11 protein-coding genes are annotated in these 13,812 nt (G+C 60.1%); 4 read left to right on the top strand and 7 right to left on the bottom strand.

Annotated elements, in window-relative coordinates; all coding sequences use genetic code 11:
- The first annotated feature begins 217 nt into the window (after nucleotides 1–217).
- The 3 genes from sS8_RS19935 to sS8_RS19925 all read left to right on the top strand — a co-directional run bounded on the left by sS8_RS19935 (nucleotide 218) and on the right by sS8_RS19925 (nucleotide 2,319).
- On the top strand, nucleotides 218–613 hold the full coding sequence (locus tag sS8_RS19935) for a hypothetical protein (protein WP_119631294.1): 396 nt from the start codon (nucleotides 218–220) through the stop codon (nucleotides 611–613).
- Nucleotides 610–1,407, top strand: a complete 798-nt coding sequence (locus sS8_RS19930; protein ID WP_119631293.1) for an Imm49 family immunity protein — start codon at nucleotides 610–612, stop codon at nucleotides 1,405–1,407. Before sS8_RS19935 ends, sS8_RS19930 begins: the two co-directional genes overlap by 4 nt.
- Nucleotides 1,408–1,782: 375 nt before the next feature.
- Nucleotides 1,783–2,319 (top strand): methyltransferase, encoded by a 537-nt coding sequence (locus sS8_RS19925; RefSeq protein ID WP_119631292.1) that lies wholly within the window; start codon nucleotides 1,783–1,785, stop codon nucleotides 2,317–2,319.
- 4 nt (nucleotides 2,320–2,323) lie between these two features.
- On the opposite strand, the gene asd is transcribed toward sS8_RS19925, so the two are convergent.
- Nucleotides 2,324–3,190, bottom strand: coding sequence for an archaetidylserine decarboxylase (asd, locus tag sS8_RS19920; protein ID WP_119631291.1), 867 nt, complete (start codon nucleotides 3,188–3,190; stop codon nucleotides 2,324–2,326).
- A 328-nt stretch (nucleotides 3,191–3,518) separates the two neighbouring features.
- Between asd and sS8_RS19915 the strand changes: the two genes are divergently transcribed.
- Nucleotides 3,519–4,151: a DUF962 domain-containing protein gene (locus sS8_RS19915; protein WP_119631290.1), complete on the top strand. Its 633-nt coding sequence runs from the start codon at nucleotides 3,519–3,521 to the stop codon at nucleotides 4,149–4,151.
- Nucleotides 4,152–4,206: 55 nt separating this feature from the next.
- Here sS8_RS19915 and sS8_RS19910 read toward each other — a convergent pair whose 3' ends face one another.
- The 6 genes from sS8_RS19910 to fdxA all read right to left on the bottom strand — a co-directional run bounded on the left by sS8_RS19910 (nucleotide 4,207) and on the right by fdxA (nucleotide 13,812).
- Complete coding sequence (locus sS8_RS19910) at nucleotides 4,207–5,898, bottom strand: aminotransferase class III-fold pyridoxal phosphate-dependent enzyme (RefSeq protein ID WP_119632907.1); 1,692 nt, start codon at nucleotides 5,896–5,898, stop codon at nucleotides 4,207–4,209.
- 259 nt (nucleotides 5,899–6,157) lie between these two features.
- A complete protein-coding gene (locus tag sS8_RS19905; RefSeq protein WP_232020369.1) occupies nucleotides 6,158–10,078 on the bottom strand; it encodes an FAD-dependent oxidoreductase in 3,921 nt (1,306 codons plus the stop codon).
- Nucleotides 10,079–10,241: 163 nt separating this feature from the next.
- Nucleotides 10,242–11,456: an OprD family outer membrane porin gene (locus sS8_RS19900; RefSeq protein ID WP_119631289.1), complete on the bottom strand. Its 1,215-nt coding sequence runs from the start codon at nucleotides 11,454–11,456 to the stop codon at nucleotides 10,242–10,244.
- A gap of 605 nt (nucleotides 11,457–12,061) precedes the next feature.
- The gene (locus tag sS8_RS19895) at nucleotides 12,062–13,102 is read right to left on the bottom strand and encodes a YeiH family protein (RefSeq protein ID WP_119631288.1); all 1,041 of its coding nucleotides are present in this window, start codon (nucleotides 13,100–13,102) and stop codon (nucleotides 12,062–12,064) included.
- Nucleotides 13,099–13,437 (bottom strand): gamma-butyrobetaine hydroxylase-like domain-containing protein, encoded by a 339-nt coding sequence (locus sS8_RS19890; protein ID WP_119631287.1) that lies wholly within the window; start codon nucleotides 13,435–13,437, stop codon nucleotides 13,099–13,101. The genes sS8_RS19895 and sS8_RS19890 overlap by 4 nt, the downstream gene beginning before the upstream one ends.
- A gap of 51 nt (nucleotides 13,438–13,488) precedes the next feature.
- Nucleotides 13,489–13,812 (bottom strand): ferredoxin FdxA, encoded by a 324-nt coding sequence (gene fdxA / locus sS8_RS19885; protein ID WP_119631286.1) that lies wholly within the window; start codon nucleotides 13,810–13,812, stop codon nucleotides 13,489–13,491.

Below are 13,812 nucleotides of genomic sequence, written 5' to 3'. Positions count from 1 at the left end.
GCCCGAACGGAATCAATAGCGTATTTAAGGGCCGGATTAATCAGACGGGTTCCTTCTTCTATTCTCTGCCGGTCATCTTCGGTTCGAATCGAGACCTCGCAGGATGCGGTGACGAAGGAACCGCATCATTCACCGCTCAGGACAGGCACCGTTCGCCGGCGCCATCGGTGCGGTTCGCGCCTCACCGCACCCTACGGGCTACCACGGCCCGGACGACATGACGAAGAAGGACGGCCGGCTGGCCGAGTGGGAGGCCAAGGGCAACAACCGGGACAGCACGTCGGTGGCGCTGGATATCAACGGGAACCGGCAGGGCTCCCGAGCGAAGAACCGCAGCAGAGCCCGGTTGATGACTGAAGACAAGGCCCGGAAGGTCGGCCTTCCCTCCAATCGCCAGGGCGGACCGTACACGGCGGAGGAGATCGATTTGTGGGGAGAGGTAATACGTAAACAAGGCAACAAACAGCACATCTCCGTTCACACCAATACCGACACCGGCCGGGTGCGCGTGTTCGAACGCGATGCGGACGGCAACATCGCCCAAACCCTGGACGAATTCGAGCTGGAAAACTTCAACGAACTGAAACAGGTAATCGGAGAGGCGTTCAAATGAGCAACACACCGGAACAGCAGCAGATCGATCATTGGCTAAAGGTGGCAAGAGACGGACTGACGCAGACGGAGGAAGACTTCAAAAGCGGTTTCTACGAAGCGGAAAACATTTCAATCGAGAGTGTTCACACGGGCACGGCCATGCTTTATGCTTCCCTCGCCCGCGCCAAGTTCCTGAACGGCGACCCGATCGCCGAGGTCCGGGCCGAGTTCGCCAATGCCGCCCGCCACATCCTGAAAAGCTTCCGCATGGCTTACGACGAAACGGACCCCGATTATCAGGGGGAAAAAGCCGACCTCAGCGCCGTAAGCGAAACCATCGCCATCGACGGCCTGAATTTCGCCCTGATGGCCGCCGATTTCGATCTCGCCGTCGAACTGGGACGCGGGTATCGTGATCGCCCCGACGGCTTCAGCCTCGGCCTCGATGTCAACCGCTATGTCAATGCCCTGGCCTTCACCGTGCGGGACCGCCTCGAAGACGCCCGCCAGCGGCTGCAGGCGCAGTTCGACGATTACGCCCGCAAACCGCCCAAAAGCGCGGCGGACCGGAACTACCACTCGCTCGTCACGGCTCTGTCCGGCATCCTGGAGCGGGACGCGGCGCGCTTCAACGAGGGACTGGCCGCGCAACTGAAAATCTATCAGGGTTACGCCCGCGGCGAGGGCAAGAATACGACGTTCGAATTCATCTGCGATTATGCCGTGGCCCTGGCCAATCTCGGCCTGCGCCGGGGGCTCGCGGTCACGGCGGAGCACCCTACCCTGCCCCGGGGCTTGCTGATCCAGCCCTAAAGCATTATTGACCCGGCCCAAAATAACGTTCGCCCTGAGCTTGTCGAAAGGCACTCGGCTTGGGGCTTCGACAAGCTCGGCCCGAACGGAATCAATAGGGTATTTAAGGGCCGGATGAATAAGACGGGTTCCTTCGTCTATTCTCTGCCGGTGGTCTTCAGTTCGAATCGAGACCTCGTAGGATGCGGTGACGAAGGAACCGCATCGTTCGCGATCGGTGCGGTTCGTTCCTCACCGCACCCTACTACGGGTTGTAGGAGACGGCGGCCGGCGGGAACCGCCCTTCGACCGGGCTCGGGACAGGCCCTTCGCGCTTGCGATCCACTCGCCGATTCTGTTTAATTCGGTAACCTTTATTTTCCAAGAATAAAAATCATGCTGTTTTGGTTATTTCCGGCCGCAGCCCTATTATTAGCTATCGAACGAATAACCTACCTGTGGATTTGGCATAATTCCGATATATTCAAGGCGATCTGCAAATATCCCGCAGTCGCTCGCTTCGGGGAGCCGATCGGTGTCCTCGAAAAATTATTTTACCTATTCAAGATTCTGCAAATCGGTGTATTCCTGGCCTGGTGCATGCTGCTCGGGAATACCTTTATCCCGCTTCCCACCGGCAGCCTCCTCCCGATGAGCCTGGGAGCCGGCCTGATTTTGATGGGTCAGATACTTAATTTCGGCGTATTTTATCGCCTGGGGCCGTCCGGGGTATTTTACGGCAACAAGCTGGGTTATCAGGTTCCCTGGTGCAACGCCTTTCCGTTTTCAATTCTCAACCACCCGCAATACGTCGGCACCTTGCTGTCGATTTGGGGCTTTTTCCTGGTCATGAGATTTCCTCATGACGACTGGATTCTGCTGCCTATCTTGGAAACCGCGTATTACAGCCTGGGCGCGTATTACGAGCGCTAAGCCTTCAGGGAATCCGCAGCAGCCCTTGCCCCATGCGGATAATCGCGCCCGGTTCCCATTGCGGGCAGAGCACGAATCCTTCGGGCGCCAGGACGATGATCGTCGAACCGTGCTGAAACCAGCCTATTTCGTCCCCTTTGCGAAACGACGCCCGGCACGGAATCACGTTGGGTCCCCGGTACTTGAGATGCAATAGAACATCCAGGAAATGCAGCCGTATGCTGGCGACGAGCACGGCGGCAACCGGCACCAGGGCGATGATGTGATCGCCTCGGCTCAGGCGCGTCCGCAGTACGGCGCGCTCGTTCTTGCAGAAGAGTTCCTCTATCCGCCTGAGGGCGATCGGATTGACGTTCCAGGTGTCCCCCGAGATGTAGGTGACCCGATCGATTTCGCAGTCATACGGCGCGTGGAACCGATGGTACATGCTGGAAGTGAGCCGCAAGGTCACGTAATAGCCGTCGCGGTACCGGCTCACCAGCTCCGCATCGTGAACCAGATCCTTCAACGCGTAAGGAAAGCCCTTGGCCTGAAACAGGGTGGCGTCTTCGATGGCGCCGTGCGCGCCGATGATGGCATCGCAGGGACTCACCAGGACGCCCGGGTCGTCGTCGACCGGGCGGGCGCCTTCCCTGAGCTCGCGAGTGAAGCATTCATGCAGGCTGCGGAACTCGGATTTCTTGGCCTCGCTCAGATCGAGCGGGGCAAACAGCCGCCACAAGCCTATGGATAAACGGCAAACCCAAGGATGCTCGATCCGGCTGAACCATCCCATGAACCGCGTGAGCAACTGGCGCGGAATCCGATTGGTCAGGAGAAAGTTGATGTCTTCCTGCCGGGAAATCTGTGCGATCAGCGAGCGTAATGCCATCGTTCTGGGGTCCTCGTACGGCCGGAGTGATGCGTGGAACAGCGTGCACGGAACGACTACGGAATTTATCCGTACGTCCGGTTGTCATCGTTCGGTCAAAATATTTCGCTAAATAAATCTGTAACACTCGACTCTTATGCTAATCGGATGGATTCGCATCGCATGATCGGCCGACTCGAAATACTGCGGCAGCCTGGATGCTGTTTCCATCTCGAGGTTTCGGACTTTTCGCGTTGCCTCTTTCTCTCGGCTGCACGGCGCTGTTCGTTGACTCCATCACCGCACGGATACCGCCGTGCTTTTTTTTGCGCTACTCATTGGGGGATCTATGCACGGTTTTCTTAAAGCTCTGGAAATACAGCGTTGGGACGATCACCGTTACTATCATCACAGCCGCATAAACCAGTCGCTGCATTTCGTCAGCGCACTGAGCTTCCTGTGCGCTTACGCCTTGTTGTTCACCGATCCGGTGGCGGCGGCGCTCATCGGGTGGCTGTTCGCCATGCTTACCCGCCAGACCGGCCACTTCTTCTTCGAACCGAAGGGATACGACGTCGTCAATCAGGCGACCCACGAGTACAAGGAACAGGTCAAGGTGGGCTATAACCTCGAGCGGAAGGTAGTCCTCATGGCCATCTGGGGGCTCTCCCCGATCGCTCTTTACCTGGACCCGACGCTATTGGGGCTGTTCGACTCCGATCCCGCCGACGGGGAATTCCTGAATCGCCTGGGCTTGTTATGGCTGGCCATCGGCGTCGGCGGCTTGCTGTTCCGAACCGTGCAGTTGTTCTTCGTGAGGGATGTCCAGACCGGGCTGGTCTGGCTGACCAAAATCCTGACCGACCCGTTTCACGACATCAAGCTCTACTACAAGTCCCCCATTTGTCTGCTCCGGGGGCAACTCATCGACCCCATGGCGCCGGAGAGTGACGATCGGGACAACACGCTCGAGCTCCGCTAGGACTCGAGCTTCGTTGCCTCCGGACCGCAACCGGCAGCGGCAAAGGATTGCCGACCTACGACTGCTCTTGACGGAACCCGGCATCCGCCTGGCGCAAACCGAAACGCCGGGCGATCATTTCGCGAAGAACCTGCCGCCTGATGGACTTGTTGGTCAGTCCATCCCCCGACCACCACCATCCGTCCTGTTGCATGTCCGCGGCCGCCGCCACGAAGCGCTCGGCCACCGCTTCGAAATCGGCCTCGGTGTAGTTGAGGCTGAAGATGAAGCGTCCGGTTCCGACCCAGCTCAGGGTCAGCTCCCGTGCGCGCAAATAATACTGAAACATCCAGTTATAGCGGGACGGCCGGGTATACAGGACGGTCCAGACGGACGAAAGATCGGCGACCCGTACCGGAAGATCCAGTTCGTTCAGCCTCCGGTTCAAGCGTTCGGCCCTGGCGTTCCACACCTGATCCAGGTCTCGGTAGAGTTCGCGGATCTCGGGTTTGTCGAGCGCCGTCAGGAACTCATCCATGGCCGCCATCACATAAGGATGGGAATTGAACGTGCCCCGGGCGAAGCAGATATCGGTGGGACGGTCGTCGCGAAAGCGCTTCATCAAGTCCTTGCGGCCGCAGACGACGCCGACCGGCAGACCGCCGCCCAGGCTCTTGCCGTAGGTGACCAAATCGGCGCGAATGCCGAAATAGTCCTGGGCACCTCCCGGCGCCAGGCGGAAGCCGGTGAACACCTCGTCGAAGATCAGCACGATGCCCCGTTCGCTGCATACCGCGCGCAGCCGCTGCAGCCAGTCGGTGTATGCGGCGCGGTCGAAACCGGCGGAGCGGCTGCTGTCGATCAGGGTTCCGTCGCCCGGGGCGCCCGCATTCGGGTGCAGCGCCTGCAAGGGGTTCACCAGTACGCAGGCGATGTCCCTGCGTTTGCGCAGCACCCGCAGCGTGGCCTCGTCCATGTCTTTCAGCGTGTAGGTTTCGTGCGCCGGCAGCGGATTGCCGACGCCGGGCTGCACGTCGCCCCACCAGCCGTGGTAGGCGCCGCAAAACCGCACCAGATAAGGTCGTCCGGTATGATACCGGGCCAGCCGCACAGCCTGCATCACCGCTTCGGTGCCCGACATGTGGAACGATACTTCGTCGAGCCCGGAAATGGTTTTCAGCCGTTCGACATTGGCCAGGATCACGGGATGATAAAGACCCAGCACCGGTCCCAGCTCATGCACGCGCTCTCCGGCGCGCCGCATGCAATCCTTGTAAAAATCGTAACCGAACAGGTTGACGCCGTAGGACCCTGCGAGATCGTAGGAAACCTTGCCGTCCGGATCGGTGAGCGTAACCCCGGAAGACGATTGCACGAAGGCGCCGGTCTTCAGGTGTTCGCGGACCAGGCGCCTGAATTGAAAGGGTACCCGGTAAGCGGAGGTAAACTGCATGTCCGAGATGGCGTTCACGGCGGACTCGCCCAAAGCCAACGTACGCGGCGAGCATTCCCGCAAGCGCTCGCCAAGCCGCATGAATCCGGCACGCCGTTGTGCGGCAATGGGTTCCGGAGCGCCATCGCAGCGGAAGAAATGCTCTTCGCCGTAGTCATAGTACGGTACCCATCGGGCGATGCGCCGCGATAGGTTGGAATGCCCCGCCAGGGAGGGATGCTTGGCCCTGGAAAGCTCGAGGCGCAGCTTCAATGTCGGCAGAGTCCCGGCAGCCACGGCCGCGGCCAGGGAGTAAAGGGCAAGGTTCGTGCTCATTTCGTCAGATTTTTTGAGTCCATCCAGGCGGTCAACGGCCATTTCCGGGCTTGCGAAACCTGTCTGTCCGTTAGGGGGAGCTCTGATTTAAGTTGGTTCCGTTCGTCCCGAGCCTGTCGAAGGATCGAATCAGAGCGTCCTAAACTGCCCTGGTTTGTTCTAAGCGTTGCTCGGGCGTTGACTCGCCCCAAACTGTAACAATGGAATGTTGCAATTTGGTTGCACGCCGCCGGGACCGGTCCCGCTCACCCCCGGTTCTTCATTGTTCCAAACCCGCCGCTGCCCCAGCGGCGCAGGCCCGCTCTTCCTTTGCGCCGGCCGCGGACGCCTGCCGTTCCAGCACATGATCGAGCCATAGCGCGGACAGTTTTTCCTGCACCGAATTCTGCCGCAAACGTGCGCCGAGGTTGGCGAAATCAACCCGGTCCAAGGCCTGATCCTGGTTATTGCAGGTGTAGACGAAACACGCCTTGCCGGTTTCGGGGTCCACGTGCTTGCACAGGCATTGGGCGCACACCCCTTTCATCATGCACTGCATGGGCGAATTGATGGAACCCACGAGTTCGCGGCAGGCCTTGAGATAGGGTTCGAGAACGCCGTGGCGGGCTTCCTTCACCGCCGCCATCATGCGGTCGGAACCGATGACGATCATATGCTCCACCTGATCGAGCCGAATCGGCGTCTCCCCCAGTTCTCCCCGGCCATAGGCGAGCATCGCCTCGACGATATTGCCGACGAAGCTCTTGTCCCGGGGCCGGGTAACCGGAATGGGAGCGTTGCCCGGACGCTTGTCCACCGTCCAGACGGTGAGATCGGAGGCGGCTTCGATGTCCTCCGTCTTGAACAGGTCCTCGCGGTTGCGGTAGCCGGCAAAATAAATCACGCGGTTGCCCGCGGCGCGCAGAGCCTTGCCGATGGAGAACAGCACCGCGTTGCCGAGCCCGCCGCCGGCCAGCAGCACGGTCCGGCCGGAAGGTATGTCGGTGGGCGCGCCGGTGACGCCCATCACCACGATGGGATCGCCCGGCCGCCAGGTGGCGCACAATCGGGTGGAACTGCCCATTTCCAGTGCGATGAGGGAGATCAGCCCGCGGCTCTTGTCGACCCAGGCGCCGGTCAGGGCCATCCCTTCCGAGGCCAGCACCGTGCCTTCCGCCACGGGAGCCAGGGTTTCGAAGTTCTGTACCCGGTAAAACTGGCCGGGCGCGAATTGGCTCGCCGCCATGGGAGCGCGAACCACCACTTCGATGATGGTGGGCGTCAGGCGGCCGACGCCGACGATGCGGCCGATCAAGGCGTCGTCCAGGTTGCGCTGGAATGCCGCCAATGCCGCATCGCGCGCGCCCTGTGCGGCGGGATCGAGGGCGGCCAGATGGTTTTCGAAGAGCTTGACGATATACGGATACCCATCCTTGGCGCTGGCCATGGCCCTGACCACATTGCCGGCATAAACCGGGTGGTTGTCGCCGTAGAAGGTGATGAACCTGCCGTGGCGCCGGTACGAGGTAAACGGCGCCGGTTTGCCGATTTTGGGAATGGCGGTGTCGTCAATCGGTTTCAACAAAGGAACTCCCTCTCCCTCCCTCATCCCTACCCCTTCTCCCAGAGGGAGAAGGGAACTATTGAACCCGTCTCCCTTTGGGAGACGGGTTTGGGGTGAGGGTTCGAGAGGGCCGGGGTGAGGGCTCCAATTGGGCTCGAAGCGTTGATAAAACTTTCCATCCATCTCGAAGGTGTCGGGATGTTCCGATTCGTAGATGGTGTTCGGGGACGTGCCGGCGGCAACGAAGAGACTGCGCAGGGGCACCGCTATTTCCGCCTGCTTGCACCATTTGCCGTCCTGCTGCTCGAACTTTTCGAAACGCACGCCGGCGAGATGGCCGTAGCCATCCTCCACCGCTTCGACGGGGTTCATACCCTCGGCCAGGCGTATCCCTTCTTCCAGGGCTTTGGCGACCTCCTCGTGGTTCTGGCGGTAGGCCGGGGAATCCTTGATGCCCTTGCGGTAGTAAAGCGTCACCCCGCCCCACTGCTCCAGCAAGGGCAGGAAGTCCGGCGTCTCCCCGGCGCTCGCGGCGCGTTCACGCTCCTGCTGGATCACCCGGCCATGAGCCAGGAATTCGTCGAGAATGGCGAGTTCCTCCCGGTCGTAGCGGGCGCGCACGGTTTCCTCGCCGTAGACCGACGCGAGTTTTTCGTAACGATGAAGGATTTTGCTGACCTGCACCGGATAATAGGCCAGCAGCTCCGTCGCGGTATCGATGGCAGTGAGCCCGCCGCCGACGACCCCGGCGGGCAGGCGCACCTGCAGATTGGCCAGGCTGGATGCCTTGGCCGCGCCGGTGAGTTGGAGCGCCATGAGAAAATCCGAGGCCTTGCGAATACCGCGCGCGAGATTGTTCTTGAGGTCGATCACGGTGGGCTTGCCGGCGCCGGAAGCGATGGCGATATGGTCGAAGCCCAGCGCCCAGGCGTCGTCGACCGTCAGCGTGCCGCCGAAGCGTACCCCGCCGTAACAACGGAAAGCCTTGCGCCTCAGCAGGTTCAAATAGATGACCTTGAGAAAGTTTTTATCCCAGCGCACGGTGATGCCGTATTCGGCGACGCCGCCGAAGCCCAGCATGACGCGCTTGTCCAGATCCTCGTAGAGTTCACGAAAATCGCGGATCGGCCGCGGCGGCGTTTGCCCGTCGCCGGTCAGTTCCCGGGGCAGCGGCTCGATCTTGAGCCCGTCGATACCCACGACCCCGAAGCCCTCGTTCAACAGATAATGGGACAGGGTGTAGCCGGCCGGGCCCATGCCCGCGACCAACACGTTCTTGCCGTTGTAGGGCAAGGCGCACGGACGCCTGACGTTGAGCGGGTTCCAGCGGGTCAGAAGGCTGTAGATCTCGAAACCCCAGGGCATGAACAGCACGTCGGTGAGCACGCTGGTTTCCACCTGCGGAATGTCCACCGGCTCGGTTTTCTGATAAATGCAGGCCTTCATGCAATCGTTGCAGATGCGATGGCCGGTGCCGGGGCACATCGGATTGTCGATGACGATGAGAGCCAGCGCGGCGATATTGTCGCCCCGGCGCTTGAGCCACTGCATTTCGGAAATCTTTTCTTCCAGCGGACAACCGGTGATGTCCTGGCCCAAGGGATTGGTCTTGTAGCTGCCGTCCTTCTTGTTGCGCATGCCCTTGGCGCACGAATCGGCGTCTCGGTCGTGGCAGTGAATGCAATGATCGACCTCGTATAAGACCCGCCGCCGGCCGAAGCCCGGATCGGTCAGGGCGAAGCCGTCGCGCCGGCGGTGATGACCCGGCGGCGCGGTCCACACCGTATAGCCGCTCTCGGCGCGGTCGGCGTGTTCCACCAGGTGATTGAAATCGGTTTTGGCGGGGGTTTTGAAACTGACCCAACCCGCCACTTGCGGTTTTAGGTCCGGCACCCGAGCGGCGGCGTAGCTCCAGCGGCAGACCACCTCCAGCAGGCCGCCGACGAATTCCCCCGCGCTCGCCTCGCCGAGAACATCGGCGAGCAGGCTCGCGGCCCGCGGCGAAGCGGCCAGTTTCTCCCGCAGCGCGGCGACACCGGTATCGGCCGTGGCGCAGGTCTCCGCTTTACCCGCGGCGACCGCTTCATAGTGCTGTGAAAGCCGCCACAGCCGCGCGGCCAGCTCGCTCACCGCGCCCTCGGCGTCCTTCGCCAGCCGTTCGGCATCGCCCGCGGCCGCGAGCATGGTATCGAAACGCCGGCACACCGAGCCGATATCCCACTGCTCCGGCGTTTCGCTTTTGAATCGGACCGGCAGTTTGCCCAGAATGTGGTCCCGGTAGACGAACACGCTGTCGAACTCCCCGCGGACGGCCTCGATTTGCCGTTCCCGAATGGCGACGACATCGAACAGCCGCGCAAGGAAATCACCCACCCAGGGCGCCATTCTTACCAGAAGCTCCGAGATCCGCTCCGGCGCCATACCCTCGCCGGCACAGGCCCGATATTCCCGGAACTCGCCGAACAGCTCGGAATCCTGCTCACACACCCGGGTATCGAAGCTTCGCATCAGATCATTCAATCGTTCGGGATCATGCAGGTCGCGGTAACGGTAGGGAGGAATACCCAGCGTGTCGGACAGGCTCGCGGGATTCGGGACAAAAGTTGGGCTGACCGAGTCATCGGAGGTATGTTTCATACTTCATTCTCTGCAAATAAATCTTGAAATTATGGGAATATATGATGGGCTTGCTACAGCATCACTAGCCGAAGTAACGAAAAAGTTATCGAGCGGGTTTGTTCTTGGTTTTAAAACATCGTCTGAATCAAGGTATTCTCGATTTGTTTCGCGACACAGTGTGCTAAAACGTATATTCGAGCTGAACCCGTAGATCCACCATGTCCGAACTTTTGGCCTCGGAGGTGATGATTCCGATCCTGTTTCGAAGCGATAGGTTTTTTATGAACCGATCAAGGCCATATTTCCAATCGATATCGGTTTCGGCGATATGTGGTTTGTTATTGAAATTGAAGACGGCGTGACTGAGCAGAAAAGAAAAATTCGGCGCCACCCGGTAATTCAGGCCCACTTTATAGACGCTTCCCGAATCGGCGTTTTCCGGAGAGCTGACCAGATTGTTCGTAAACAAGGTGGTGTTGGAATAGCTATAGGGTGCCAATATCGCGCCATTTCTGAATGCGCCGGGTCTATCGGCCACGCCGTTATAGGAAAATATGAGGTCAACCCGGCGCGTGGCGGCACCGACCGTAAACCCGTAGCCCAGACTATCCATCGGCCCGAACAAACTTTGCCCCTGGTCTTGCTGCAACACGCCTTGAGCACCGAACGAAAACTTGAAGCCATGAATTTCCGGGGTGATGTATTTGGCTTGCACCAAACCCATGTCGAACAGGTCCGAGAACCGATAAAACCAGCCTTCCAGCCCGAGCCCGCCGTTCGTATAGCCGATATTTCCGATGATGGTGCCATCCGTTTTCTCGGGCGTCACGCCCAATCGCCGGGTCGAGAATTTCCCGACATTCTCGAATTCATTGCTCGGCCTATCCTTGATTTTGCTGAGGTAATACCCGCCGAACGAAAAATTGCCGACACTATGGATCAGGCTTACCCCCTCGAACAGAGTGGGAACCGGGAATGCATCCGCAGGGTTCGCGAACGGCGTGGTCAGTTTTTGGCGCCCGGCAGTGATAACGGTATCGAAGGCTGAAAATTTCAGATAGGCCTCTCCGAGAATATCGACATCCTTTCCGGTAAAAATGGGCACGACCTGTCTTTCGGGCTTATCGCTGCTGATACCGAAATCATGTTGCCAGTAATAACCCAGGCCGACCTGTACACCGTGCAGCGGTGGCGTTTCCAATCGCAGACTGCCGCCGGGTGAAAAGGTATGCTGATCGGGTTTTGAATCGAACTGCCGGGTAACGTAATAAGCTCTGACCGTGCCGTTTATCAAGCCTAATCCTTTCGATATAAAGGATTCCGAGTCTTCGGAAGAAACGGCCGCTTGTACGGGCAGAAAAGCGCTCAGCAAAGGTATCGCCACTTTGGTTCGCATTGTAATTCTCTTTTTCTCGAGGCTGCAAAAATACAGACTTGCCTTGGATATGGATCACTTGTTATGCCAAGTAATAATATCTGTATATATAAAGGCACAGGGTGTGCCAGGCTTACGGCGCCAAACCCGCTTCACCAATTCGCTGATTTGAATATATTTATTGTCCGGTTCGGGTTATTCGGGCAAGCGCTTTCGCGATAGTGTGCCCAGGCGGAGTGCAGTAATGCTTCGATTTGCAGCATAATCCAAAATGGACCGGGACGATTTATAGATCGAGTAATACAAGTGAAAGGACGTAATCCCATTCGGCATTTCGAATGAATATAAATCGTAGGGTGGGTAGAGCGAAGCGAAACCCATCGATGGCGGGTTAGCCCTTCGCCCGGGCTCAGGACAGGCCCTTCGACAGGCTGCGCGAAACCCACCGATGGGAAGTCGCCCGGTGGGTTACGGCGCACGCGACGCGCGGTGATCGGCCGTCGGTCAGTGCTGATGTGCGCCTAACCCACCCTACGCGAATGAATGCCTGATTGAAAACGATTTGGAATAAGGCGGGAACCGGCACGACCGGGATTGCCGGTACGGATGACCGGTGCATTTCGGCATCACCCGAGCGGCACCGGTATCTGTACGGCAAAGCCCGCGGCTACGGCCAGCAGGATCGAGGTCGCCGTGAGTTGAGCGACGGGACGCCAGCCGAGCTTGAGAAAGGCCGGAATCGAGGTTTTCATTCCCAATGCGGCCATGGCGATCAGCAGGCATTCGCGAGAGATCGCGACCATCGCGGCGCGCGGCGCCTCGGCCAGATAGCCGAAGCTGTTGAGCAGTACGATCACGAAGAAGCCCAGCAGGAACCAGGGCAGTTTCGGCGCCGCCGAGGATGCGGACCGGCACCACAAGGCGATGACCGCAACCACCGGCACCAGCATGGCCACGCGCATGAGCTTGGTCACCGTGGCGACGTCGCCGACGTTCTCGGAAACCATGTATCCGGAACCCGCCGCCTGGGCGACGTCATGTATGGTCGCACCGAGAAAGACGCCGGTCTCGACTTCCGAAAAGCCCAAGGCCGAAGCCGCTAGGGGATACATGATCATGGACAGGGTTCCGAGGCCGGTCGCCCCGACGATGATGCCCAGCACGTAGCGCTGGTCCAACTGGTCCCGCGGCAGGGTCGCGGCCACGGCGAGGACCGCCGAGGCACCGCAGATCGCAACCGCGACGGCGCCCATGAGGCTGGCCTGTACCGGCAGGCGCAGCAAACGTCCCAGCACCAGTCCGGTCACCAGCGTTGCGGGTACGGTCGCCAGCACCAGGCACAGCATTCGGGCGTTATCGCCGCTGATTTGTTCGACCGTGATACGCGCTCCCAGGAGCGCGATTCCGAACTGCAGCAGCGGACGGGCGGCGAACGAAATCCCCGGTTGGCAGAGGGAGTCCCGATGCAAGGGGCTGAGCACCATGCCCAACAGCACCGCCAAAAGGATTTCGGTGCCTCCGTGCCTCCCCGCGATGAAATGAGCCGCCAGCGCGATCACGATGCACACGGGCAGCCCGGGATAAAGCGCCGCGACGCCTCGAACGAGTTGCGGGCGCAAGCCGCAAAACGGGTAACGCCAAGTCCTGTATCTCGGCTGGCGGATCATGTCTGGACCTCCGAGAGTGCCTGCAGATAGGACCAGGGGTAGATTCCCCGGTCGTGGCCGTCGGAAAAGACCAGTTGAAGGCCGACCGAGCCGACGGGCTCGACGCCGCTGAGTTCGATGTCGGACACGTCATCCGGCGCCGCGCCTGACCGCTTTCGCGCGGTACAGCCGGCGCAGGCGCAGGCTGCACGCAGTCTGGAAAACGGGATACTGGCCATGGAGCGGTCGGGCCAATGCAGATCCAGAGTCCTGTTCTTGACCCGCAACCGAATCTCGGCGGGCGGGCCGGATGGCGGACGTACGCCGCCGGTTTCAGCGATCAGGGTGGGTTTCATACGGTGCCGGTTGCTTGATGAACGGATGGGTTGCCGCGCGACGGTCGCCGCTCACAGCACCAGGTGCTCGCGCTTGCCCGGCCGGTCCGCCCACTCCCCGGCGTCCGGCAGCGGCGCCTTGGCGGCGCTGATCAGCGGCCAGGTTTTGGCCAGCTCGGCGTTCAGCGCCTTGTACCCGGCATATTCGGGCGGCAGTTCGTCTTCGCCGAAGATGGCGCCTACCGGGCATTCCGCGGCGCACAAGGTGCAGTCGATACATTCCTCCGGGTCTATGACCAGGAAGTTTTCACCTTCGTGAAAGCAGTCTACCGGGCAGACTTCAACGCAGTCGGTGTATTTGCAGCGAATACAGTTCTCGGTAACGACATAGGTCAT

The organism is Methylocaldum marinum (assembly GCF_003584645.1).
In the GTDB taxonomy this organism is placed as follows: domain Bacteria; phylum Pseudomonadota; class Gammaproteobacteria; order Methylococcales; family Methylococcaceae; genus Methylocaldum; species Methylocaldum marinum.
This window is presented reverse-complemented; position numbering and strand designations above follow the sequence as displayed.